Raw genomic sequence first — 23,084 nt, forward strand, 5'->3', positions numbered from 1 at the left:
GGATTGAAACATGCGCTTTCTTTCGATTACCGGATTCTTCCCTGACGAAGTCCAAGATGACTCCTTGCAATTCGAGCTGGATATCACAGGCAGTGAGATGAATGAAAAAGTGGCTCAGCTCATTGAATCAAAGCCCTTGGATGAGGTAGAACCCGGCGAGCTGTTGTTGACTCAGGATCAGGTAACCGCATTGGAAAACCTGCTCGACGTCAGTTTTCCAAAGGGCCTCGAATACTTCATGGGCACCTGCGCCACATACTGAATGAACAATTCACAAGCAAAGAAAAACCCCGACCAGTCACCTGATCGGGGTTTTCTTTTACCCGGCTTCTCGCTTAGTGCGAAACGCGGCTGGTCCCGCCAACGGTGGAAATCCGTACCCGCTCACCGACGCGGAATACTTCGTTCTCCTGAACCTGCTGCACATAGGCGCGCATGCTGCCGTCGTCTTCGCGGACGGTGATTTCCACGCCCTGGGTGCGGGTCAGGCCTTCTTCGGTGGCCGAGCCGAGCAGGCCGCCGGCCACTGCGCCGATGACTGCAGCGACGATGCTGCCCTTGCCGCCGCCGATAGCGCTGCCGCCGACGCCGCCGACCACTGCGCCTGCTGCGCCGCCAATCGGGGTTTTGGTGCCTTCGATTTTGACCGGTCGCAGGGATTCGATGGTGCCCATGCGAATCGTCTGCACACGACGCGCTTCGTCACGGGAGTAGGAGTCGCCGGTGAGGCTCGATTGGCAGCCGGTCAGCAACATCGCCATCGTGGAAAAGGAAGCAACCAGCAGAACAGACTTACGCATAGCATCAACTCCAAAAGAACAGGTGTTCATTAAACTCCGTGGCCTGGCGCCTGTCACGACACCATCCGGATAAAATTGGCTTCCATTCAGGCTGGATACAGATGCCTGCGAGCGTCCACTTAAAGTAGCGTGAAATCACTGAATCTGCGCCATCGCCCTTCATCCCGCTCGGTAGACTGCTCAGGGTGCCAGTCGTTCAAGAATCCACTCGGCACCCTGGAGGCGGTAATTAAGGCGATCATGCAGACGGCTGGAACGGCCCTGCCAGAACTCGATGCGCTCGGGCAACAAACGGTAACCGCCCCAATGTTCAGGGCAATGCGGCTGGGTGTCGCTGAAGCGTTGCTCGGTGGCTTTTAGCAGATCTTCCAGTTCACCACGACCGTTGATGACCCGGCTCTGCGGTGAGGCCCAGGCGCCGAGACGGCTGCCCAAGGGTCGTACCTGATAATACGCATCGGACTCTTGCGGCGTGACCTTGACCGCCCGTCCTTCGATGCGCACCTGGCGCTCCAGGGTTGGCCAGAAAAAGGTCATGGCGGCAAACGGGTTGGCCGCCAGATGCTGGCCCTTGGCGCTGTCGTAATTGGTGAAAAAAGTGAAGCCCTGCTCGTCGAGGCCCTTGAGCAGCAGAATGCGGCAATGCGGACGACCGTCGGCATCGACCGTGGCCAGGGTCATGGCGTTGGCTTCCACCGGCGCCTGCTCGGTTTTCACCGCATCGGCAAACCATTGGTGAAACAGCGCAAACGGCTCGGCTGGGGCTTGCGCCTCGGTCAGACCGTCACGGGTGTAATCGCGACGCATATCGGCCAGAGCCTGGGTCATGGCGGATTCCTTTTCGTTAGCGGATCACTTTTTAGCGGCGTCGGCTGCGGCGACTTTCTTGTCGGTCGCGGCGGCTTTGGCGGGTGCAGCCTTTTTCACTGGAGCCTTGGCCGGAGCCTTTTTCGCAGGCGCCTTGGCGGCAGCTTTCTTGGCCGGCGCTTTTTTCGTCGCCGGGGCAGCAACTTTCTTCGCGGCAGGCGCTGGAGTAGCTGGTTTGGCCACTGGCTTGACGTCTTGCGCAGCGACCAGGGTGACTGGCTTCGGCGCCGGCATGTTGTATTTGCTCAGCAGCGCGACCATGGTGTTTTGCGGGGTGACCAGCAGTTCGACACGACGGTTCAGGGCGCGACCCTCAACGCTGTCATTGGCAGCACGCGGCGCTTCGGAACCCATGCCGCGCAGCATCAGGCGATCACGCTGCAAGCCGCTGAGGCGGAAAATCGCTGCAACCGACTGCGCACGTTCCTGACTCAACTTGATGTTGGCCGGTGCTGCACCGCTGGTGTCGCTGTGACCGAGCACCAGCACGGCGGTTTTCGGGTCGGCTTCGAGAATTTTCGCCACGCGGGTGAACGGGCCGAGGGTGACCGGCAGCAGCATGGCCGGACGGTCCGGGTTGAACGAGCCTTCCACCGGCGCTGTTACGACCAGTACGTTATCGCGACGCTCGAGTTGCAGTTTGCTGTCCTTCACCGCTTCGCGCAGACGCGGTTCGTAGTCGTCGAGCCAGGCTTGAGTGACCTTCGGATCCGGCATCGGCACTGCTTTGGCGGTTGGCTGATCCTTGCCGCCGAACGGCCACCACCATTTGCCATTGGACTGCGCCTGGGCTTTGGCCACCTCGACCGGTTTGGCTTCAGGTTTGACCTCGGCTTTCAGATCGGCCTTGACCGCTTCATCGCTCGAACCGAACGGCCAGTACCACGGGTTGCTGCTTTCGGCCTTGGCCACTGGCGCGGTCGCCGCCGGTTTCAACGGGGCCGGGGCCGGAGCCGGATCTTTGGCCGCGACTTCGTCAGAAGAACCGAACGGCCACCAACTGCCGCCGTCCGCATCGTTTTTCGGGGTCTGTGCGCAACCGGTGATCGCAACACACAGGGCCAGGGCGAGGGTCTTTTTAGATGACATTGAAAATCCACAAAATGAAGTAATGAAAAATCAGAGCACTTTCGCCCGGATAAACAGCCGTTTTGAAACGAAAATCCCTATGAGGTTCCGACCCTGGAACCGCAGTTGAAGCTTTACAGACAAGTGGCAAGCACCCGCGCCAGCTTTTGCGCGCGCGGATCCATCAAAACGTAAGGCCCCAGGGTATTTGTCACGAAACCGAAAGCCACATCGTGCTCAGGATCAGCAAAACCGATCGAGCCGCCCGCTCCCGGATGGCCGAACGCGCGTGGGCCGAGGCCGTAGGTGGCGTTGGGCACGTCCGGTTGATCGAGCATGCAGCCGAGGCCGAAGCGGGTGCGCGTGAGCAAAGTCTTGTCGTCGCCGAGGCTGTGCTCGCGGGTCAGCTCTTCGAGCATCTCGCTCTCGAGCAAGCTGCCATCGAGCAGACCGGCATAGAAACCGGCAAGGCTACGCGCGTTGCCGTGGCCGTTGGCTGCCGGTTGCTGCATGCGCCGCCACTCCGGTTTGTTGGTGCTGGTCAGCACGGACGGCGGATTGGTGAAGGCGCGGGTGGTCATGGCCGTTGGTTCGCGCATGGTCACTTGCAGCAAGCGCTGGGCCGCGGCGTCGCCGGGGTTACCTTTGCCGCGGGCGATGTGCGCCACGCGATGAAATTCTTCGTCGGCTAGGCCTACATGGAAATCCAGACCCAAAGGTTTGGCAACCCGAGCGACGATCGATTCGCCCGGCCCACGCCCGTCAGCACGGCGCAGCAATTCGCCGACCAGCCAACCGTACGTGATCGCGGCGTACCCGTGACCGGTGCCCGGCGTCCACCACGGCGCTTCGGCCGCGAGGGCGTCGACCATGGTTTTCCAGTCGTAAAGGGCTTCAGGGGCGAGCAGTTCGCGCAGCGCTGGCAGGCCGGCCTGATGGCAGAGCAATTGGCGCAGGGTTACAGATTCTTTGCCGGCGACAGCGAACTCCGGCCAGTAGCGGGCAACCGGGGCGTCGAGTTGCAACTTGCCTTCGGCTACCAGTTGCAGCGCAGTGACAGCAGTGAAGGTCTTGGTGCAGGAGAACAGGTTGGCAATGGTGTCGCTGTGCCAGGCTTCGGCGCCATCCTTGTCGGCGGTACCGGACCAGAGGTCGAGGACGGTTTCTCCACCGACCTTGATGCACAGGGCTGCGCCGCGTTCCTGGGGATCGTCGAACAGTGCGGCGAAAGCCTCGCGCACCGCTTCGAATTGAAGCTCGTAATGTCCCTGAATCTGCACCCGCAACTCCCCGCGAAAACGCTCTACAAAGTGGCCCGCATTGTTCCAGCCCTTGAGGGATTTGGGAACAGGCGCGGGCCAGACGGTTAAAAGCCAAATTAAAAGACCGTAGCCTTCGGCAGCTCCTGCATGGGATGACGTCCCCTGCAGGCGCTGCCGAAGGCTGCGATCTTTGTGGGCGTCACGCCTTAATGACCATTCCCCGAATGCCCACCCGCCTGCCCGGGCCCTGCTGCGTTGCCAGCCCCAGCCTTGCGCCCGCCTTCAGTCTCGGAGCGCGGCGTTTTCTGCGCCTCCTTGCCCAACTGCTCAAGCGTCTGCAGATTGCTTTTGCGCACCGCCTCGACAAAGCCCTGATACGGCAGATCGGTAACTGCGACCAGCCCGAAATGGCCGTTCTCGCCGTCGAGCAACCGCCCGGTCACCGGTTGGTCGAGATACTGGAACCAGTGCACGCCGACAATCGACGGCTCGCTCAGCGCCTGTTTGAGGAAATTGGCATAGGCAGGGCCGCGATCTTCTTCTCTGGCCAATTGCGTCACGCCGCCCCAGAACGGGCCTCGGTCTGCCGAGCCGAAGTTGAACTCCGTGATCAACACCGGTTTGTCCAGCGCCGCCAGCGTGGCGAAGTCATAACCATCCTGCGGCTTGAGCGTGTACATATTGAAACTCAAGACATCGCAATACTGCGCGCAGGACGCCACGGCCTCAGGTGTGCTGATGGCGAAGCGACCGCCAAGCAACATCTGGTTCGGCGCGTGCCACTTCAGCGAATCGGAAATGGTCTTGAAGTAGGTGTCGGCGAAAACCTTCTGGAAGTATTTGAAATCCGCCTCGATTTCCGGATGCTCAGGACTCGGCAATGGCGGCACGAAGCCCGGGTCTTCCATCAATTCCCACGCCGGCAACTCGATGCCCCAGGCCTTGGACAGACCGGCCTGATTGCGGTACTTGTCACGCAATTGCTTGAGAAAGGCGCGTTTGGCCGGCACGTCGGTGGTCATTTTCAATGTGCCGTAGGCGAGCGCGTAGCGAGCCTTCGGATCGTCGCCAGGGCCGGCCCAGGCCAGCTCGTTATCGGCGTAATAACCGATCAGCCACGGATCGTCGCGATGATCGCGAGCGGCAATGGCCACGGCGCGCTCGGTGGCCATCGCGAAACGTGGATCGAACGGATCGGGCATGCCGCCCCACCAATCGCTACCGGTGCTGATGCTGGCATAATCGCCGACGATCGACAGCGGCAAGGTGTACGGCACGCGCTCAGCGTCCGCCAGCGACGGCGCGCTCCAGTTGCCGACGGTGTTGAAACCCCAGGCCTGCAACCGATCGAGGGTATGCCGGGTCCAACGCTCTTCATCAATCGTGGCTGTGCACGGCGCGGTTTGCGCGCTGGACGTTTGCACCGCATCGGTCTGCGCCGCTTCGGCAATACCCGATTTTGGCTCGGCAGGCACCGCTGCGGTTTCAGCGGCCTGCACCGAGCTGGCCTCAGTCGCGCCCGCCTTCGCCGCTTCGGCGATCCCGGCCTTGTTGTCGCTGTCCGGTTTGCACGGTTCGCCGTACAGGCGTTGCAGATTGGCGCCGTAGAAGTCGTACCAGCGGCCATTGCCGTAGCCACGGCCCTGATCGGCGCCGTTGCCGCCACGGTTGTCGCCTTCGCCAAAATGCGCGGCCAGCGGGTCGCCGTTCTTCGGCAATGATTCGAACATGTATTCGCGCCCCGCCACGTAGGTCCGGTTGACCTGCGGGCTCACCGTATTGACACCCAGCGAGTAGAACGGATGGCCTTCAGGAGTCACCAGATACCAGCGGCCATCGCGTTTTTCTGTGCGGAAGAAACCGCTGGCCTTGAACGCCGGGCCTTCATTCCAGCCGCCGAATTTGTCCAGCGGGGACTTTTCGCGCTCGGCCAGCCAGTTGTTCAGTTGTTGCTGCTCTTTGCTGGCGGCGCTTTTCAGTTGCTCGTCGCTGCTGACTTTTTCCGGCCATTTGCTGCGGCTCGACTGCCCGTACGCGTCGACCAGATTGCCATACACCGCCTGTGTCACCGATTCGCCGTCCTGCACGCCAAAACGCTCGAGCAACAGGTTCTGCGCGACTTTCGGCTGATCCATCGACAGGCTCACCGAAACCACCTGGCTGCGATCGATTTCGCCGGTGCTGCTGGCCAGCAGGATGCGCTGGCCATCGACGGTCATCGGCATCGGCGGGCCGGCTTTCATGCCTTGGCTCAACGGAGTCGACGCCACCAGCGGCACCAGCAACGTTTGCGCAGGACCGGCCGGCAGATCGACACGACTGACTAAGGTACGACCATCGTTGCTTTGGATCTGCACATAAACCGTCACCGCCCAGTTCATCGCACTCTGCAAACGCAGGGTCATCATGCCGGACTGCGACCAGTCCCAAGCCCCGGTCTGCGGGGTCAGACGCAAGGTCGGCCGTGCAACCGGGTTGAACGTGACCCGGCGCAACACTTCGCCTTCGGGCGTCTGCTCAGCATTGGCCTGCGGCAGGTCGGCGTTTTCCGTGGCGATTTTGACCACGTCGGCCGGGCGCACGAAGTTGAACAGCGTCTGCTGACCGGCGGGCGCCGCCAGCGAAGGCGCGGCAAAGATCAAGGCGAAAACAGCGGGCAACGAACGGCGGATCATAAGAACGGAGTTCTCCCTAACGACCAGTCAAGGCCAGTGAAAAAGCGGTGGCAGAGAGATAGACAACGCGGCGGGCCAATCGGCCCACCCGTGTCTCAGGATATTTCACGACGGAAAGGCGGCAACGCATTGAGGATCGCCTTGCCGTAGCGCTGGGTGACCAGACGCCGGTCGAGCAAGGTGATGGTGCCGCGGTCTTCTTCGGTGCGCAGCAGACGGCCGCAGGCCTGAACCAGTTTCAGCGAGGCATCGGGCACGGAGATTTCCATGAACGGATTGCCACCGCGCGCCTCGATCCACTCCGACAACGCGGCTTCGACCGGATCGTCAGGCACCGAGAACGGAATCTTGGCGATCACCACGTGCTCGCAATAAGCCCCTGGCAAGTCGACACCTTCGGCAAAACTGGCCAGCCCGAACAGCACGCTGGAATCACCGCCGTCGACCCGCGCCTTGTGCTTGTTCAGGGTTTCCTGTTTCGACAGGTTGCCCTGAATGAACACTTGCTTGCGCCAGTCACGGTCGAGACCGTCGAACACGTCCTGCATCTGCTTGCGCGAGGAGAACAGCACCAGCGTGCCGCGGGAACCTTCGACCAGATCGGGCAGTTCGCGAATGATTGCCGCCGTGTGGGCAGCGGCATCGCGCGGGTCGGCCTTCAGATCCGGCACGCGCAACACGCCGGCGTCGGCATGATGGAACGGGCTCGGCACCACCGCTGTGACAGCCTTTTTCGGCAGTCCGGCGCGCATGCGGAAGCGGTCGAAAGTGCCCAGCGCCGTCAACGTCGCGGACGTCACCAGGCAGCCGTAAGCAACGTTCCACAAACTGCGACGCAAAGTTTCCGCCGCCAGAATCGGGCTGGCGTTGACCTCGATATCGAACAGCGAGCCACTTTCGGCCAACGTCAGCCAGCGCGCCATGGGCGGGCTGTCCTCCGGGTCTTCGGCGGTGAACGCGGTCCATAATTCCCAGTTGCCGGAAGCACGGGACAACAGGCTGCCGAACAGCGGATACCATTCTTCGGCCTGATTGCTGGCAATGCCGATGTTGACCTCGCCGTCCATGCCTTCCTTGAGCAGGTCGGTCAAACGTTGGAACAGATCGTTGAGACGGGAAAAGCCTTTTTTAAGCTCGATGCCCATCTCGCGCATGTGCTCGGGAATCACTCCGCCGACGAAGCGATGACGCGGGCGCTCACGGCCTTCGACATCTTCGCCGGGTTTGAAATCGGCGATCTGCTCGCACGCGGTGAACATGAACTGCTGCTGGGTCTTGATCTCCCGCGCCAGCTCCGGCACCTGCTCGATCAGCTTGCCCAGATCGCCCGGCAGCGGATGCTGGGCCAGCAGTTTGGTGAGGTTCTTGGCGGTGGTTTCCAGCCAGTCGGCGGTGGAGCGCAGGCGCGTGTAATGAGCGAAATGGCCGATGGCCTTGTCCGGCAGGTGGTGACCTTCGTCGAACACGTAAATGGTGTCGCGCGGGTCCGGCAGCACGGCGCCGCCGCCCAAGGCCAGGTCAGCCAGGACCATGTCGTGGTTGGTGACGATCACGTCGACCTTGCCCATGCCTTCGCGGGCCTTGTAGAAGGCGCACTGGCCGAAGTTCGGGCAATGACGGTTGGTGCACTGGCTGTGATCGGTGGTCAGGCGCGCCCAATCGGCGTCTTCCAGCGCGTTCGGCCAACTGTCGCGATCGCCGTCCCACTTATTGCCGGCGAGTTTCTCGATCATGCTGGTGAACAGCTTCTGACTGGCCTCGTCGACTTCGATCTTGAAGCCTTCTTCCTCGAACAGCTGCGCGGTGGCGGTTTGCGCGTGGCCTTCCTGCAACAGCATGTCGAGCTTGGACAGACACATGTAGCGGCCACGGCCCTTGGCCAGGGCGAAACTGAAATTGAGTCCGCTGTTGCGCATCAGATCGGGCAGATCCTTGTAGACAATCTGCTCTTGCAGGGCGACGGTCGCGGTGGCAATCACCAGACGCTTGCCGGCCAGCTTCGCCGTGGGGATCGCCGCCAGGCTGTAGGCCACCGTCTTGCCGGTACCGGTGCCGGCTTCCACCGCGACAATCGCGGGGTCGCCACTGCGCCGGCCTTCGTCATCGGTGTCGATATCCCCGAGGACCTTGGCGATTTCGGCGATCATCAGGCGCTGGCCGTAACGCGGCTTGAGGCTCTTGGCCTCTAGAAAACGCGAATAGGCGCCCTGGATCGTGGTTTTGAGTTCAGTGCTGATCATTGAGTGTCGGGCGCAAAACGCTGGATAAATTTTCAGTGGTTTGATTCGGCGGCTATCATACCCCGCTAATCGATCCTGCGCAGAACGGAGTGACCCAATGACACCTTTTAGCCTCGTTTACCCTCTGCATGTCCTCGCCGCATTGGTGTGGGTCGGCGGTATGTTTTTCGCCTGGATGGTCTTGCGCCCTGCGGCTGTGAAGGCCCTGGACGGCCCCGCTCGCCTGACCCTGTGGGTGGAAGTGTTTCAAGGTTTTTTCCGTTGGGTCTGGGTCGCGGTGATCCTGTTGCCGATCAGCGGCGTGGGCATGTTGCATCTGCAGCAGGTCGGATTTGAAACCGCGCCGAAGTATGTGCAGGTGATGATCGGTTTGTATGTGGTGATGACGGCGCTGTTCATCCGGATTCAGGGGTTGATGCTGCCGGAGTTGCGCAAAGCGGTTGAGGCGAAGGATTGGCCGGCGGGTGCGGCGGTGCTGGGGCGGATTCGCCGGGTGGTGGGGCTCAATCTGCTGGTCGGGTTGGTGCTGGTGGCGGTGGCTGCGGCTCGGCCGTGACCGTTCCCAAGCTCTGCGTGGGAACGATCAGCGGGTTGGCCGTTAAAGGCGCTGCACAGTCACAGCCCCCGCCGCTCCCTCCGGCCCAGGCTGGCCATCCGCACCGGCCTTGCCGTTCTTGCCGCCGTCAGCGCGATAGACCAGGCAGCCCTTGGACTTGCCACCCTTGCCCGCCTTGCCGCCAACACCCGCCGGGCCGCCGGCACCGCCAGCCACGTTGACCTTGATCAGCTCGACCGGAAAATCCCGTGGCACGGCCAGGCGCACCAGTGCTCCCGGCGCGCCTGGCTGGCCATCGCTGCCGTCACTGCCATCGGCGCCGTGACCGGCCGAGCCATAGGTGCAGCCCGGATCTTCACCGTTGCCGCCGTCGAGGCCGACAAAACCTGGCGCACCCCTACCACCACGGGCATCGACCGTCAGTTGCGGCGCGCTCAGGGCCTGAAATTGCAGATTCAGATTACGCCCGGCCCGCGCAGCTTTTTCGTAAGTGCCGGGGGCGCCGCGTGCGGTGATCTGGCTGCCGTCGCTCAATTCAGCACGTTTCACTTTCATCTCCAGCGCCTGCTCAGCCGGAACGATGGCGATGCGTGCTTCATGGCCCAGTCGCAATTCATCAATGTTCAATTCGGTCACGTTGGACGGGATCAGCAGAGTGCCGTAATCGGCGACTTCCAGCTTCTCCAGTTGCAGCGTGCTGGTGGTGTTGGGCAAACGCATCAGCGAATTGCTTTGCACGTTGACCACTTGGGCGCAGGCCAGTGGACTGATGAGTGCAGCGAGCAGGCAGAGTTTACGCATGGGAAGAAGCCTCCGGAGCGGCCGGGGCCGGGATGGTTTGCAGATGGAAAACGCCGAACAACAGGATGCGGCCACGATCACGCCAAGGGTGCGCACGCCCCTTGAGGCTGCGGTTGCACAGCAGCACTTCAAGCACATGAATCAGCAACAACAGAGCGCCGGCCAGATTGACCAGCAGATGCAGCGGATGAACAAACGGCACCAGTTGATTGGCCAGTACCACGCAGCAGAACAGCAGGGTCAGCAAACGCCCCAGCCCCCAGAACACCTTCATACGCTCCCCCGTGTTGCGAATTATTCTTTGCACGCACAGTACCGGCTTCTGCGGGGGATAAGCCAGAGGGAAAAATGAAATTTGTGCAAACGCTGATGAAATGGCTGCCGGGGCGACGATCTCGACCCGGCAGCTCTAGCCTGCGTTCTACAGACACTTGTCAGCGATTGACATGCAGCTCGACGCGGCGGTTTTCCGCGCGGCCTTCATCGCTGGCGTTATCAGCCACCGGCTCACTCTCGCCTCGGCCTTCGCTGGTGAGCTTGTTCGGCGCCAGGCCCTGACTGAGCAGGTACGCCGCAACACTGCTCGCGCGCCGCTCCGACAATGCCTGGTTATAGGCGTCGGAACCTTTGCTGTCGGTATGCCCGATGACTTTGATGCTGACCACATCGGCATTGCGCAGTTTGTCCATCAAGGTGTCGAGTTGGGCTTTCGCCGCCGGGGTCAGGTCGGACTTGTCGAAATCGAACAGCACGTTGCCGGCATCGCTCAGGGTGATTACTTCAGTTTGCGGCGCCGGTTCGACCGGTTTGACTGCGGCCGGATATTGCGGCAGCGGACAGCCACGATGATCGACTTCGGTATTTTCCGGCGTGTCCGGGCAACGGTCACGGCGGTCAAAAACGCCGTCGCTGTCTTCGTCGCCATCCTGGGCGTAACAGATCAGCCCCCCGGCGACGATGCCCAATGCCGCGCCACCACCGGCCCAGCCGGCGCTTTCGATCGCGCCAAGACCGCCGCCGACCAGGCCGCCAAGCAGGCTGCAGATCGGCCAGGTACGTTGATTGAGGGGGGCGGTGCCATCGCTGTGAGTGGCACAACCGGTGAGCAAGCTGCCTAGCAGCAGCACCGGCAAGACGGACCTTGAGAAAACACGCATTTGTGAACGCTCCTGTGTACCGGCCCATACCGGTTACACAGGAGTAAAGACCCGCATCCGCGACTGCACAAGCCGTGGATGCGAGAGGGGCTAGCGGACGATTTTGATTTCGGTGCGACGGTTCTGCGCACGACCATCGGCCGACTTGTTGTCAGCGACAGGCTGGCTTTCACCAAGGCCCGACACCGAAACGAAGCTGGCGCGCGGTACGCCCTGCTGGATCAGGTATTCCACCACCGAATGCGCACGCCGATCCGAGAGTTTCTTGTTGTAGGCATCGCTGCCGACACTGTCGGTGTGACCGGTTACGGTCAGTTGCGCGGTAGCGGACTCCTGTTTCAGGCGATCGGCGACCTTGTCCAGCACTTGCTTGTCAGGGCCGGTCAGCGTGGCTTTGTCGAACTCGAAGTGCACGTCACGAATGACGATGGTTTCTTCTTTGACCACAACCGCTTCTTCGATCACTGGCGCAGGCGTCGGTGGCGGGCAGCCGTCCGCATCGACCTGTACGCCTTTAGGCGTGCCCGGGCACTTGTCGCGACTGTCCGGCACGCCATCGCCGTCTTCATCGCCATCACCGTGCACCCAGCAATAGGCCGCTGCCGTACCGCCAACAATCAGCGCACCATAACCGGCCCATGAAGCGCTTTCCGTCGCGCCGAGACCGGCACCGACCACGCCACCGACCGCCGCACAGGTCGGCCAGTCGGTTTTCTGCAAACCTGCACAACCAGTCAACACACTGGTTAGCAGAACCAAGGGTAATGCTGTCCGAACTATGCTCATCTAGTGTTCTCCTGAGGGATCGGCTTGAAACCGATTCAGGGAGTAAAGACCGGAGTTTTAATCTCCGCCAGCAATAGGCCACCGCTGTTTGCGACCGTGTTCACAGGGGTTTGCCACTTTTAGTGAAAACCGACGCAACCGCGCGCTTTGCCGCCGCAGTCTGGCAGGCTAGTCTTGGCGGTCTGACTGAGGAGCTTCGATGAACGTCGCCATTTCTTCGCGCACGCCGCAACAGGCGTTGGCCGCTTTGCTGGATCGCTACGCCCCGGCCCGACTGCTGCTGATTGGCGCCAGCGAATTTCCGGCTCTGGATGCCTTCAAACAGGCGCACCCTGACACGCTGGTGGCCCATGCCGCGCCCGGCGCCTTGCCCGCCGAGCTGGCCGCGCAACGTTTTGATCTGGCGCTGGTGGTCGATTGCCTGGAACATTTGCCCAAGCGCGAGGGCCTGAACCTGTTGGGCGGCATCCGCAATCTCAACGCCAGCCGCATCGCGGTGCTGGCGGATCTGGCGGCCAGCGGCTGGCATCAAACCGATTTCTATTCGCTGGCCCTGCAGGCCAGCGAGCGTTTCCAGCGCGACGAGCAGGTGCTGACCCTGTTCACTTACGATCTGCTCGACTACAAACAAGTCCCCGACTGGCTCAATTCGCGTTTTTGGGCCAATCCGGAAAACTTCGGGAAATACTGGTGGTAATGCAATGAGTACAGCCATTTGCCCTTGCGGCAGCGGCAATCTGCTGGATGCCTGCTGCGGCCCTTATCACGACGGCCACCCGGCACCGTGCGCCGAAGCCTTGATGCGCTCGCGCTACAGCGCTTATGTGCTGGGCCTGGTCGACTATCTGGTGGCGACCACCCTGCCCGCCCAGCAAACAGGTTTGAACCGACAATCGATCAGTGACTGGAGCGCGCAGAGCACCTGGCTCGGCCTTGAGGTCGAAAGTTCGGAAGTATTCGGCGGCCAGCCGGAGCACGCCTTCGTCACCTTCACTGCGCGTTGGCACGACAGCCAGGGCGAGCACAGCCACCGCGAGCGCTCCTCGTTCGTGCAGAACGCCGGACGCTGGTATTTCATCGACCCGACGGTACAGATGAAATTGGGCCGCAATGACGGCTGCCCATGCGGCAGCGGGCAGAAGTTCAAGAAGTGTTGTGCGGGTTATTTCGGCGCTTGAAAGCCAAGATCAAAAGATCCCAGCCTTCGCCAGCCCTGACGCAGGACTTTCGCCCATTCTGTAGGAGCTGCCGAAGGCTGCGATCTTTTTAGGTCTAGACTGGCACCAAAGGGAGTAACACCATGCTTGGTCGCCGGCGCACATTACATTTTCTGCTGTTGATGCTGATCGTAAACCTCGGCGGCTGTGCCTCGTGGTTCAGCGGTGACAGCGTCGAGCCCACCGTGCATCTGGTGAAAGTCGAGGTGGTGCGGGCCAAGTTGCTCGAGCAGAAATTCATCCTGCATTTTCGCGTCGACAATCCCAACGACAGTGACCTGACTGTGCGTGGCCTCGAATATCGGATTCACCTGGCCGACATGCTGCTCACTGAAGGCGAGCATGAGCACTGGTTTACCGTCGGGCCCAAACGCAGCGCTTACTTTAAAGTCCCGATCCGCACCAACCTTTGGCCGAAGGTCAAACACGTGGTGAAACTGCTGAAAAATCCGAACCAGCAGATTCCCTATCGATTGCAGGGGGAAATGGAAACCGGTTTATTCATCGCCCACTACGTGCACCTTGAGCGCAATGGCGTGATAATCCCCGCCGATCTAACTCCGGAGTGACCTCGATGACCCAGCAACCCCATGTCCATGGCCCTGACTGCAACCACGATCATGACCACCATCACGATCACGACCATGGCCATGTCCACGGCCCGAACTGCGGCCACGCCCACCAGGAACCGGTGCGCAACGCCCTGAAAGACGTCGGCCGCAACGACCCTTGCCCATGCGGCAACGGCAAGAAATTCAAGAAGTGCCACGGCGCTTGATGCCACGGGCGCAGATCCTCTTCGCCTGACACACCGCTTTCGCGAGCAAGCCCGCTCCCACAGTCAATTGCATTCCTTCTGACGAAATGCGGTCGAGTGCAGGAGCGAGCCTGCTCGCGAAGGCGGCGGCGCCTCCACTAAAAAACTTCAGCCCGCCGCCAGAATCTGCGAAGAGCCGACCACCGTCGCATACTCCCCATCAAGATTGCCCAGCGACATCCCGTGCACCTCTTCAGCACTACGCGGTGTGCCGAAGTAATCAGCCTTGTCGAAAGTAAAGCACGCATCCTCTGCCACCCACGTGTCGAACCCCAAATTGCCTGCGCTGCGCGCCGTTGACTCAACCGAGTTATTGGTCGCGACACCGACAATGATCAATTGGCCAACCCCCGCCTCGTGCAACCGCAGTTGCAGCCCGGTTGCGCAGAACGCGTCCGGCACCTGTTTCTGGATCAGCCATTCACCGTCCTGCGCAACGAAGCGCGGCTGAAACTCCACCCCGGACTGCTCGGGCCAGAACACCGAATCAGGTGAGCGCGACAAATGCTGGACGTGAATTACCGGGCGTCTGGTCCGCCGCCACAGCGCCAATAATTCGAGCATTCTCTCCTCGGCCTGAGGATTATTCCGCCGCCCCAGACGCGGATGCAGAATGCCTTTCTGCTGGTCGATGATGATCAGCGCAGCGTTGCTCTGAAGCTCCATGACGATCTTACTCCTGGCAGGTCTCTGGACTTTTTCCGTAGTTCAACATCAGCGCCTTCTCACAGGCAACTGCCAAGCCTCTGACCGATCAGCCGACAACTGCATAAATAACCACTCGCCCCGCTTGCGCGGCCCTCGCGCCGTCACTAACGTAGCGGCTTTATTGCGCCCCCAGCCTTATACCCCCGCAGGAGCTTCGCCATGGCCTCGCCAGCCCTTACACATTTTCTTCCCCGGTTCGGCGTTGCCGCAGCAGTGGCCGGTGTCCTCGGCCTGTCCGGTTGCCAGACCTGGAATGCCCAGGACAGCCTGCCACCAACCTCCGGCGTGCAACCGCTCAAGGGCCTGGCGCAGAACGTATCGGTGAGGCGCAATGCGATGGGCATGCCGCTGATCGAAAGCAACAGCTTCCATGACGCACTGTTCAGTCTCGGTTACGTCCATGCCAGCGACCGCATCAACCAGATGGTCACCCTGCGCCTGTTGGCTCAGGGCCGGCTGGCGGAAATGTCCGGCGCCTCGATGCTCGATGCCGACCGCTACATGCGCGCGGTCAATCTGAAGAAGAGCGCCGGCGAGCTGTACAAGGCCTCGTCGCCACGACTCAAACGCTTCTTCGAAGTGTATGCGCGGGGCGTCAATGCGTATCTGTTCCGCTACGCCGACAAGTTGCCGGGCGACCTCGCCGCCAGCGGTTACAAACCGGAGTACTGGAAACCGGAAGATTCGGCGCTGATTTTTGCCCTGCTCAACTTCAGCCAGTCGGCCAACCTGCCGGAGGAAATCCAGTCACTGGTGCTCGCGCAAACCGTGACCACCGACAAACTCGCCTGGCTGACTCCGTCGGCGCCTGATGAAAACCTGCCCGTGGCTGAAGCCGACAAGCTGCAGGGCCTCAAACTCAATGGGCAGATTCCGGGCCTGACGGAACTGAGCAGCGCCAGCCAGCAACTGTCGGCGCTGAACCTGCTCGGCACGCCGACTGCGAACAACTGGGCGATCGCCCCGCAACGCAGCCGCAGCGGCAAGAGCCTGTTGGCCAGCGATGCCCACGGGCCACTGGCCGCGCCGTCGTTGTGGAGTTTCGTGCAGATCCGCGCGCCGAAATATCAGGCCGCCGGCGTCACGGTTGCCGGCCTGCCGATGGTGCTCGGCGGCTTCAACGGCAAAGTGGCGTGGAGCATGACCAGCGTGCTTGGCGATAACCAGGACCTGTTCCTTGAGAAAGTTCGCCGTCAGGGCAGCAGCCTCACTTATGAAGTCAACGGCAAATGGCAGCCGCTGGGTGTGCGCAACGAAACCTACTTTGTCAAAGGCCAGCGACCGATTCGCGAAGCCGTATACGAAACCCGCCACGGCGCGCTGCTCAACAGTGCCCAGGCAGCGGCGCAGGGCAGCGGTTTCGGCCTCGCTTTGCAGACACCGAGTTTCACTGACGACAAATCGCTGGACGCCTTCTTCGACCTGACCCGCGCGCAGAACGTCGAGCGCGCATCGGACGCCAGTCGCGAAATCCGCGCCATTACCCTGAATCTGGTGTTTGCCGATGCGAGCAATATCGGCTGGCAGGTCACCGGGCGCTTCCCCAACCGTCGCGAAGGTGAAGGCCTGCTGCCCTCGCCGGGCTGGGACGGTCGCTACGACTGGGACGGTTACGCCGACCCGATGTTGCACCCCTACGATCAGGACCCGGCGCAAGGCTGGCTCGGCACCGCCAACCAGCGCGTCATCCCCGACGGCTACGGCATGCAGTTGTCGAAATCCTGGGCGGCACCGGAGCGTGGCGAACGCTTGGCGGAAATGGCTGGCAGCGGCAAGCACGACAGCCGCAGCGTGATCGCCATGCAGTACGACCAGACCACCACCTTCGCCGCGAAATTGAAAAAAGTCTTCGAAGCACCGGGCATGAAGCAGCCGCTGAAACAGGCGATCGACGCCCTGCCGGAAGCCGAGCGGAGCAAGGCTCGCGAAGCGTTCATGCGTTTGATGGCCTTCGACGGCAAGCTCAGCCCGACCTCGGCGGATGCGGCGATTTATGAACTGTTTCTGCAGGAAAGCATGAAGCAGATTTTCCTCGACGAACTGGGGCCAGAGTCGAGCACGGCGTGGAAAGCCTTTGTCGCCAATGGCGATCTGTCCTACGCAGCGCAGGCTGACCATCTCCTGGGACGCGAGGACAGTCCGTTCTGGGATGACCTGCGCACGCCGCAGAAGGAAGATAAATCGGTGATTCTTGCCCGCAGCCTCGCTGCGGCGATTACGGCTGGCGACAGTCAGTTGGGCGGCGATCATCGCGCCTGGCAGTGGGGCAAATTGCACAGCTATGCGTGGAAGAACAGCAACGGTCAGACTGTGCGCGGGCCGCTGGCGGCCGGTGGCGACCACACCACGCTGAACAGCTCGGCGTTTGCCTGGGGCCAGGACTTCGTCACCGCGCGCGCGCCGTCGATGCGCTTTATCGTCGACTTCGGCCAGAGCGAACCGCTGATGGCGCAGAACGGTACGGGGCAGTCGGGCAATCCACTGAGTCCCAACTACCTGAACGGGATCGATGCGTGGCTCAAGGGTCAGTACATCGGCCTGCCGATGCAGCCGCAGAACTTTGATCGGGTGTATGGCAAGACACGGTTGACCCTGACTCCCGGCAAGTAACAGCTGCAACCTGTGGGAGCGGGCTTGCTCGCGAAGGCGTCCTGTCAGTCGATACCGGTATCGTCTGAAACACCGCTTTCGCGAGCATGCCCGCCCCCACATGGCCTTTGCGTAGCACTTCAAAACCGATCGAACTTCCAGACTCACGCCCGCCTCATAGTTAACAAGCCCCCCATTCCGGTCACGACATGGATCTTGTTATCGCCCGACCTGAAGGTCTCTACTGCCCCGCCGGGGATTTCTATATCGATCCGTGGCGGCCGGTCGAGCGTTCGGTGATTACCCATGCCCATGGCGATCACGCGCGCACCGGTAATCAGCACTATCTGTCGAGCAGCGCCAGCGCCGGGATTCTGCGCGCGCGTCTGGGTCAGGACATCCAGTTGCAAACCCTCGACTACGGCCAGCGCCTGACCCACCACGGCGTCACCCTGAGTTTTCACCCCGCCGGGCATGTCCTCGGCTCGGCGCAGGTGCGCCTTGAATATGGCGGCGAAGTCTGGGTCGCATCCGGCGATTACAAGGTCGAGCCGGACGGCACCTGCACTCCATTCGAACCAGTACGCTGCCACACCTTCATCACCGAATCGACCTTCGGCCTGCCGATCTATCGCTGGCAGCCGCAGGCGCAGATCTTCGCTGAGATCAATCAATGGTGGGCGGCCAATATCGCCGCCGGCAAGGCCAGCGTGCTGTTCTGCTACTCCTTCGGCAAGGCTCAGCGGATTCTTCACGGAATCGACGAAACCCTCGGGCCGATCCTCAGTCACGGCGCGGTCGAACCATTGAACCGCGTCTACCGCGATGCCGGCGTGTACCTGCCGCCGACGATCTATGCGGGCGACGTGAAAAAAAGCGACCCGATCATGCGCCAGGCGCTGGTCATTGCTCCGCCTTCGGCGGGCGGCAGTACCTGGATGCGCCGTTTCGGCGATTTCAGCGATGCCTTCGCCAGTGGCTGGATGCGCCTTCGCGGCACCCGTCGGCGGCGCGGCGTTGATCGAGGCTTTGTGCTCTCCGATCACGCCGACTGGCCCGGCCTGCTCTGGGCGATCAACCAGACTGGCGCGGAACGAGTGATGGTCACCCATGGCTCGATCGGCGTGCTCGTGCGTCATCTGCGCGAACAGGGCCTTGATGCGCAAGGCTTCAGCACCGAATACGGCGATGACGAAGACGACAACACCGCCACCGAACCCACCGTTGCCGAGACCCACGTATGAAGGCATTCGCCGAGTTATATACCGAACTCGACGCCACCACGTCGAGCAACGCCAAGCTGGCGGCGATGCAGGCATACTTCGCGCAGGCCGCGTCAGAAGATGCCGCATGGGCGGTTTATTTTCTTTCTGGCGGCAGGCCCCGGCAACTGGTGCCGGTGCGTATCCTTCGCGAGCTGGCCGTCGAGGTTTCGGGCCTGGAGCCGTGGCTGTTCGAAGAAAGCTACCAGGCGGTCGGCGATCTGGCCGAGACCATTTCTCTGGTGCTGCCGGAAAATCCCCACAGCTCCGAGGCCGGTCTTGCCGAATGGATCGAAGACAAGCTGTTGCCGTTGCGCGGTGAAACACCGGAGTATCTGGCACGGCAACTGCCGATGTTGTGGGCGCAGCTGGATCGGCCGAGCCTGATGCTGTGCATCAAGTTGATCACCGGCAGTTTCCGTGTCGGCGTATCGAAATTGCTGGTCACCCGCGCACTCGCCTCGATGGCTGGGCTCGACAGCAAACGCGTGGCTCAACGTCTGGTCGGTTACACCGATCTGTCGAACCGGCCGACTGCGGCCAGTTACCTGAAACTTATCGCCCCGGAGTCGGCTGACGAGCACGCCCAGCGCGGCGGCCAGCCCTACCCGTTTTTTCTCGCCCATGCCTTGTCGCAACCCGTCGAGGAATTCGAAACACTGCTCGGACCGGCCAGCGACTGGCAGGTGGAATGGAAGTGGGATGGCATCCGCGCGCAGGTGGTCAAGCGTGACGGCAAGCTGTGGGTATGGTCGCGCGGCGAAGAGCTGGTAACCGAGCGCTTTCCCGAACTCGATGTGTTGGTTCACGGCTTGCCCGATGGCACGGTGATCGATGGCGAAATCGTCGTATGGAAAAGCTCCCATCCGAGCAGCGAAGATGCCTTCGATCCGCAATCGGATGAGCCGCCCGCCGTGCAACCGTTCGCCCTGCTGCAACAACGCATCGGCCGCAAAACCCTCGACAAGAAGATTCTCGAAGAGGTGCCAGTGGTGGTACTCGCTTACGATTTGCTGGAATGGCAGGGCGAGGACTGGCGCAATCAACCGCAGGTCAAGCGCCGTGCGCAACTCGAACAGGTGATCGCGCGTTGCAACAGCCCGGTCCTGCTGCCCTCGCCTGTCCTGACCGGCGACGACTGGCTAGACCTCGGTCGCCAGCGCGAGGCGTCACGCAAGCTCGGTGTCGAGGGCATGATGCTCAAGGCCCGGGATTCGTTGTATGGCGTGGGCCGTACCAAGGACATGGGCGTGTGGTGGAAGTGGAAAGTCGATCCGTTCAGCGTCGACGCGGTACTGATTTACGCCCAGCGCGGGCACGGTCGGCGCGCCAGTCTTTACAGCGATTACACCTTCGCCGTGTGGGACGGCCCGCCCGAATCCAGTCAGCGCTCGCTGGTGCCGTTCGCCAAGGCCTATTCGGGGCTGACCGATGAGGAGATGCGCCAGGTCGACAGCATCGTGCGCAAGACCACGGTGGAGAAATTCGGCCCGGTCAGCAGCGTCAAACCGAGCCTGGTGTTCGAACTGGGCTTCGAAGGCATCGCCCTGTCGCGCCGGCACAAGAGCGGCATCGCGGTGCGCTTTCCGCGAATGCTGCGCTGGCGCAAGGACAAGACCGTCGAAGAAGCCGACAGCCTCGCTACCCTCCAGGATCTGCTGGCTTAGCCCCTTTTCACTGATCGTTCCCACGCTCTGCGTGGGAATGCAGCCCGGGACGCTCTGCTTCCCCTCCAGACCCGAACGCGGAGCGTCCGTTGATGCATTCCCACGCAGGAGCGTGGGAACGATCAATCATCCTGGCGCCAAAACAGTGCAGAAATTTTCAGTCAACCTTCCCGCCGCACCAAAAACTTTCCTGCCCTGTGCTACAACCTTTTAAAACACCTGTTCGGCACTCTGGTTCGGAAATTGCTAGTTTCTATAGGTCGTAAGCGTTGCAGTAACAATAATTCTGCGCCACAAGCGCTCATATTGGTTCTTAGGGATTGAATAATGAAAAAAGCATTGCTGACCCTTTCTGCACTGGCGTTGTGCATGGCCGCCGGCTCCGCGCTGGCCAAGGAATACAAAGAGCTGCGCTTTGGCGTTGACCCTTCGTACGCACCGTTCGAGTCGAAAGCGGCCGATGGCAGCCTGGTCGGTTTCGACATCGACCTGGGCAACGCGATCTGCGCCGAACTGAAGGTCAAGTGCAAGTGGGTCGAAAGCGACTTTGACGGCATGATTCCGGGCCTTAAGGCCAACAAGTTCGACGGTGTGATCTCGTCGATGACCGTGACCCCGGCCCGCGAGAAGGTCATCGACTTCTCCAGCGAACTGTTTTCCGGCCCGACCGCTTACGTGTTCAAGAAAGGCTCGGGCATCACCGCTGACGTTGCGTCGCTGAAGGGCAAAACCGTTGGCTATGAGCAAGGCACCATTCAGGAAGCCTACGCCAAAGCCGTGCTGGACAAGGCCGGCGTGAAAACCCAGGCCTATCAGAACCAGGATCAAGTGTATTCCGACCTGACCTCCGGCCGTCTCGACGCCGGTATCCAGGACATGCTGCAAGCCGAACTGGGCTTTCTGAAGTCGCCAAAAGGTGCCGATTATGAAATCAGCCAGCCGGTCGACAGCGAATTGCTGCCAGCCAAAACGGCTGTCGGTATCAAGAAAGGTAACACTGAGCTGAAAGCACTTTTGGATAAAGGTATCAAAGCGTTACACGACGACGGCAAATACGCCGAGATTCAAAAGAAACACTTTGGCGACCTGAACCTCTACAGCGGTAAATAATGCCCCGGCGCCCATCCTCGATGGGCGCCTTTTCCATCCGCTCAGGTTGCTGATTTATGTTTGAAACCCTTCTGCAAAATCTGGGGCTGGCCTCGTTCAGTCTGCAGGGCTTCGGCCCGTTGCTGCTGCAAGGCACCTGGATGACCATCAAATTATCGGCGATGTCGCTGCTGGTGGCCGTGTTGCTCGGCCTGCTCGGCGCCAGTGCCAAACTGTCGAAAGTCAAACTGGTGCGCCTGCCCGCGCAGCTCTACACCACGCTGATTCGCGGCGTGCCGGATCTGGTGCTGATGCTGTTGATCTTCTACAGCCTGCAAACCTGGCTGACGTCGCTGACCGACTACATGGAATGGGAATACATCGAAATCAACCCGTTCAGTGCCGGCGTGCTGACGCTGGGCTTCATTTATGGCGCGTATTTCACCGAGACCTTCCGTGGCGCAATCCTTGCGGTGCCGCGCGGTCAGGTCGAAGCTGCCACCGCGTATGGCCTCAAACGCGGCCAGCGTTTTCGCTTTGTGGTGTTCCCGCAAATGATGCGCTTTGCCCTCCCCGGCATCGGCAACAACTGGATGGTCATGCTCAAGGCCACCGCGCTGGTGTCGATCATTGGCCTGGCTGATCTGGTCAAGGCTGCCCAGGACGCCGGTAAAAGCACCTATCAACTGTTCTACTTCCTGGTTCTCGCCGCCTTGATCTATCTGCTGATCACCAGCGCTTCGAACTTCATCCTGCGCTGGCTCGAACGCCGCTACGCCGCCGGTGCCCGGGAGGCGATACGATGATCGAACTCCTGCAGGAATACTGGAAAGCCTTCCTTTATACCGACGGCCAGAACATCACCGGGCTGGCGATGACGATGTGGTTGCTGACCGCCTCGATCTGCATCGGCTTCATCGTCTCGATTCCGTTGTCGATCGCTCGCGTTTCGCCGCACTTCTACATTCGCTGGCCGGTGCAGTTCTACACCTACCTGTTCCGCGGCACGCCGTTGTATATCCAGTTGCTGATCTGCTACACCGGCATCTACAGCCTCGCGGCCGTGCGCGAGCAGCCGATCCTCGACAGCTTCTTTCGCGATGCGATGAACTGCACGATCCTCGCCTTCGCCCTGAACACCTGCGCGTACACCACGGAGATTTTTGCCGGGGCGATTCGCAGCATGAACCACGGCGAAGTCGAAGCGGCAAAGGCCTACGGCCTGACCGGCTGGAAGTTGTACGCCTACGTGATCATGCCGTCGGCACTGCGCCGTTCGTTGCCTTACTACAGCAACGAAGTGATCCTGATGCTGCACTCGACCACGGTAGCGTTCACTGCGACCATTCCCGATATTCTGAAAGTCGCGCGGGACGCCAACTCGGCGACCTTTCTGACGTTCCAGTCGTTCGGCATCGCCGCGCTGATCTACCTGACCATTACGTTTGCGCTGGTTGGCCTGTTCCGCCTCGCCGAACGCCGCTGGCTGGCCTTCCTCGGGCCGACTCACTAGCAACGGCTTC

The 23,084-nt window shown here is 61.2% G+C and carries 23 protein-coding genes; 12 read left to right on the forward strand and 11 right to left on the reverse strand.

Annotation, left to right across the window (positions count from 1 at the left end; translation table 11 throughout):
- Nucleotides 1-10 precede the first annotated feature (10 nt).
- Nucleotides 11-262, forward strand: a complete 252-nt coding sequence (locus ACIGDJ_RS18355) for a pyocin S6 family toxin immunity protein (protein WP_101158386.1) — start codon at nucleotides 11-13, stop codon at nucleotides 260-262.
- A gap of 73 nt (nucleotides 263-335) precedes the next feature.
- Here the strand turns inward: ACIGDJ_RS18355 and ACIGDJ_RS18360 are convergent, their stop codons facing one another.
- From ACIGDJ_RS18360 to dinG, 6 genes are all read right to left on the reverse strand, one after another.
- A complete protein-coding gene (locus ACIGDJ_RS18360) occupies nucleotides 336-800 on the reverse strand; it encodes a glycine zipper 2TM domain-containing protein (protein WP_016771369.1) in 465 nt (154 codons plus the stop codon).
- A 180-nt stretch (nucleotides 801-980) separates the two neighbouring features.
- A complete protein-coding gene (gene pdxH / locus ACIGDJ_RS18365; protein ID WP_101158385.1) occupies nucleotides 981-1,628 on the reverse strand; it encodes a pyridoxamine 5'-phosphate oxidase in 648 nt (215 codons plus the stop codon).
- A 24-nt stretch (nucleotides 1,629-1,652) separates the two neighbouring features.
- On the reverse strand, nucleotides 1,653-2,756 hold the full coding sequence (locus tag ACIGDJ_RS18370) for an OmpA family protein (protein ID WP_397478450.1): 1,104 nt from the start codon (nucleotides 2,754-2,756) through the stop codon (nucleotides 1,653-1,655).
- Nucleotides 2,757-2,869: 113 nt separating this feature from the next.
- Nucleotides 2,870-4,015: a serine hydrolase domain-containing protein gene (locus tag ACIGDJ_RS18375; protein WP_397478451.1), complete on the reverse strand. Its 1,146-nt coding sequence runs from the start codon at nucleotides 4,013-4,015 to the stop codon at nucleotides 2,870-2,872.
- 188 nt (nucleotides 4,016-4,203) lie between these two features.
- A complete protein-coding gene (locus ACIGDJ_RS18380; protein ID WP_397478452.1) occupies nucleotides 4,204-6,672 on the reverse strand; it encodes a beta-galactosidase in 2,469 nt (822 codons plus the stop codon).
- A gap of 95 nt (nucleotides 6,673-6,767) precedes the next feature.
- On the reverse strand, nucleotides 6,768-8,912 hold the full coding sequence (gene dinG, locus ACIGDJ_RS18385) for an ATP-dependent DNA helicase DinG (protein ID WP_101158381.1): 2,145 nt from the start codon (nucleotides 8,910-8,912) through the stop codon (nucleotides 6,768-6,770).
- Between the two features lie 97 nt (nucleotides 8,913-9,009).
- Here dinG and ACIGDJ_RS18390 point away from each other — a divergent pair, with 97 nt between their 5' ends.
- The gene (locus ACIGDJ_RS18390; protein ID WP_076566254.1) at nucleotides 9,010-9,468 is read left to right on the forward strand and encodes a CopD family protein; all 459 of its coding nucleotides are present in this window, start codon (nucleotides 9,010-9,012) and stop codon (nucleotides 9,466-9,468) included.
- Nucleotides 9,469-9,510: 42 nt separating this feature from the next.
- On the opposite strand, the gene ACIGDJ_RS18395 is transcribed toward ACIGDJ_RS18390, so the two are convergent.
- From ACIGDJ_RS18395 to ACIGDJ_RS18410, 4 genes are all read right to left on the reverse strand, one after another.
- Nucleotides 9,511-10,269, reverse strand: a complete 759-nt coding sequence (locus ACIGDJ_RS18395; RefSeq protein ID WP_397478453.1) for a collagen-like protein — start codon at nucleotides 10,267-10,269, stop codon at nucleotides 9,511-9,513.
- On the reverse strand, nucleotides 10,262-10,543 hold the full coding sequence (locus ACIGDJ_RS18400; protein ID WP_101158379.1) for a DUF1145 domain-containing protein: 282 nt from the start codon (nucleotides 10,541-10,543) through the stop codon (nucleotides 10,262-10,264). The genes ACIGDJ_RS18395 and ACIGDJ_RS18400 overlap by 8 nt, the downstream gene beginning before the upstream one ends.
- Nucleotides 10,544-10,703: 160 nt before the next feature.
- Nucleotides 10,704-11,426, reverse strand: a complete 723-nt coding sequence (locus ACIGDJ_RS18405) for an OmpA family protein (RefSeq protein WP_397478454.1) — start codon at nucleotides 11,424-11,426, stop codon at nucleotides 10,704-10,706.
- 90 nt (nucleotides 11,427-11,516) lie between these two features.
- Entirely contained in the window at nucleotides 11,517-12,212 is a 696-nt protein-coding gene (locus ACIGDJ_RS18410; RefSeq protein WP_101158377.1) for an OmpA family protein, read from the reverse strand.
- A gap of 199 nt (nucleotides 12,213-12,411) precedes the next feature.
- On the opposite strand from ACIGDJ_RS18410, the gene ACIGDJ_RS18415 reads away from it, so the two are divergent.
- The 4 genes from ACIGDJ_RS18415 (at nucleotide 12,412) to ACIGDJ_RS18430 (ending at nucleotide 14,207) form a co-directional block, all read left to right on the forward strand.
- Nucleotides 12,412-12,909 carry a DUF6231 family protein gene (locus tag ACIGDJ_RS18415; protein WP_101158376.1) on the forward strand — a complete coding sequence of 166 codons (498 nt, stop codon included), beginning with the start codon at nucleotides 12,412-12,414 and terminating at the stop codon, nucleotides 12,907-12,909.
- 4 nt (nucleotides 12,910-12,913) lie between these two features.
- Entirely contained in the window at nucleotides 12,914-13,390 is a 477-nt protein-coding gene (locus ACIGDJ_RS18420) for a YchJ family protein (protein ID WP_101158375.1), read from the forward strand.
- 122 nt (nucleotides 13,391-13,512) lie between these two features.
- A complete protein-coding gene (locus ACIGDJ_RS18425; protein ID WP_101158374.1) occupies nucleotides 13,513-13,998 on the forward strand; it encodes an LEA type 2 family protein in 486 nt (161 codons plus the stop codon).
- Nucleotides 13,999-14,003: 5 nt separating this feature from the next.
- Nucleotides 14,004-14,207: an SEC-C metal-binding domain-containing protein gene (locus ACIGDJ_RS18430; RefSeq protein ID WP_003198420.1), complete on the forward strand. Its 204-nt coding sequence runs from the start codon at nucleotides 14,004-14,006 to the stop codon at nucleotides 14,205-14,207.
- A 147-nt stretch (nucleotides 14,208-14,354) separates the two neighbouring features.
- Here the strand turns inward: ACIGDJ_RS18430 and ACIGDJ_RS18435 are convergent, their stop codons facing one another.
- Nucleotides 14,355-14,912 (reverse strand): cysteine hydrolase family protein, encoded by a 558-nt coding sequence (locus ACIGDJ_RS18435; RefSeq protein ID WP_397478455.1) that lies wholly within the window; start codon nucleotides 14,910-14,912, stop codon nucleotides 14,355-14,357.
- 201 nt (nucleotides 14,913-15,113) lie between these two features.
- On the opposite strand from ACIGDJ_RS18435, the gene ACIGDJ_RS18440 reads away from it, so the two are divergent.
- From ACIGDJ_RS18440 to ACIGDJ_RS18465, 6 genes are all read left to right on the forward strand, one after another.
- Nucleotides 15,114-17,564 carry a penicillin acylase family protein gene (locus ACIGDJ_RS18440; RefSeq protein ID WP_397478456.1) on the forward strand — a complete coding sequence of 817 codons (2,451 nt, stop codon included), beginning with the start codon at nucleotides 15,114-15,116 and terminating at the stop codon, nucleotides 17,562-17,564.
- A 188-nt stretch (nucleotides 17,565-17,752) separates the two neighbouring features.
- Entirely contained in the window at nucleotides 17,753-18,787 is a 1,035-nt protein-coding gene (locus ACIGDJ_RS18445; RefSeq protein ID WP_101158371.1) for a ligase-associated DNA damage response exonuclease, read from the forward strand.
- Nucleotides 18,784-20,472 (forward strand): ATP-dependent DNA ligase, encoded by a 1,689-nt coding sequence (locus ACIGDJ_RS18450; RefSeq protein WP_101158370.1) that lies wholly within the window; start codon nucleotides 18,784-18,786, stop codon nucleotides 20,470-20,472. The genes ACIGDJ_RS18445 and ACIGDJ_RS18450 overlap by 4 nt, the downstream gene beginning before the upstream one ends.
- Before the next feature lie 327 nt (nucleotides 20,473-20,799).
- Entirely contained in the window at nucleotides 20,800-21,582 is a 783-nt protein-coding gene (locus ACIGDJ_RS18455) for a transporter substrate-binding domain-containing protein (protein ID WP_042608231.1), read from the forward strand.
- A 56-nt stretch (nucleotides 21,583-21,638) separates the two neighbouring features.
- A complete protein-coding gene (locus ACIGDJ_RS18460; RefSeq protein WP_312995814.1) occupies nucleotides 21,639-22,367 on the forward strand; it encodes an ABC transporter permease in 729 nt (242 codons plus the stop codon).
- Nucleotides 22,364-23,074, forward strand: coding sequence for an ABC transporter permease (locus tag ACIGDJ_RS18465; RefSeq protein ID WP_039762607.1), 711 nt, complete (start codon nucleotides 22,364-22,366; stop codon nucleotides 23,072-23,074). Before ACIGDJ_RS18460 ends, ACIGDJ_RS18465 begins: the two co-directional genes overlap by 4 nt.
- Nucleotides 23,075-23,084: the final 10 nt, after the last annotated feature.

Source organism: Pseudomonas sp. NPDC079367 (assembly GCF_044542195.1).
Classification (GTDB): domain Bacteria; phylum Pseudomonadota; class Gammaproteobacteria; order Pseudomonadales; family Pseudomonadaceae; genus Aquipseudomonas.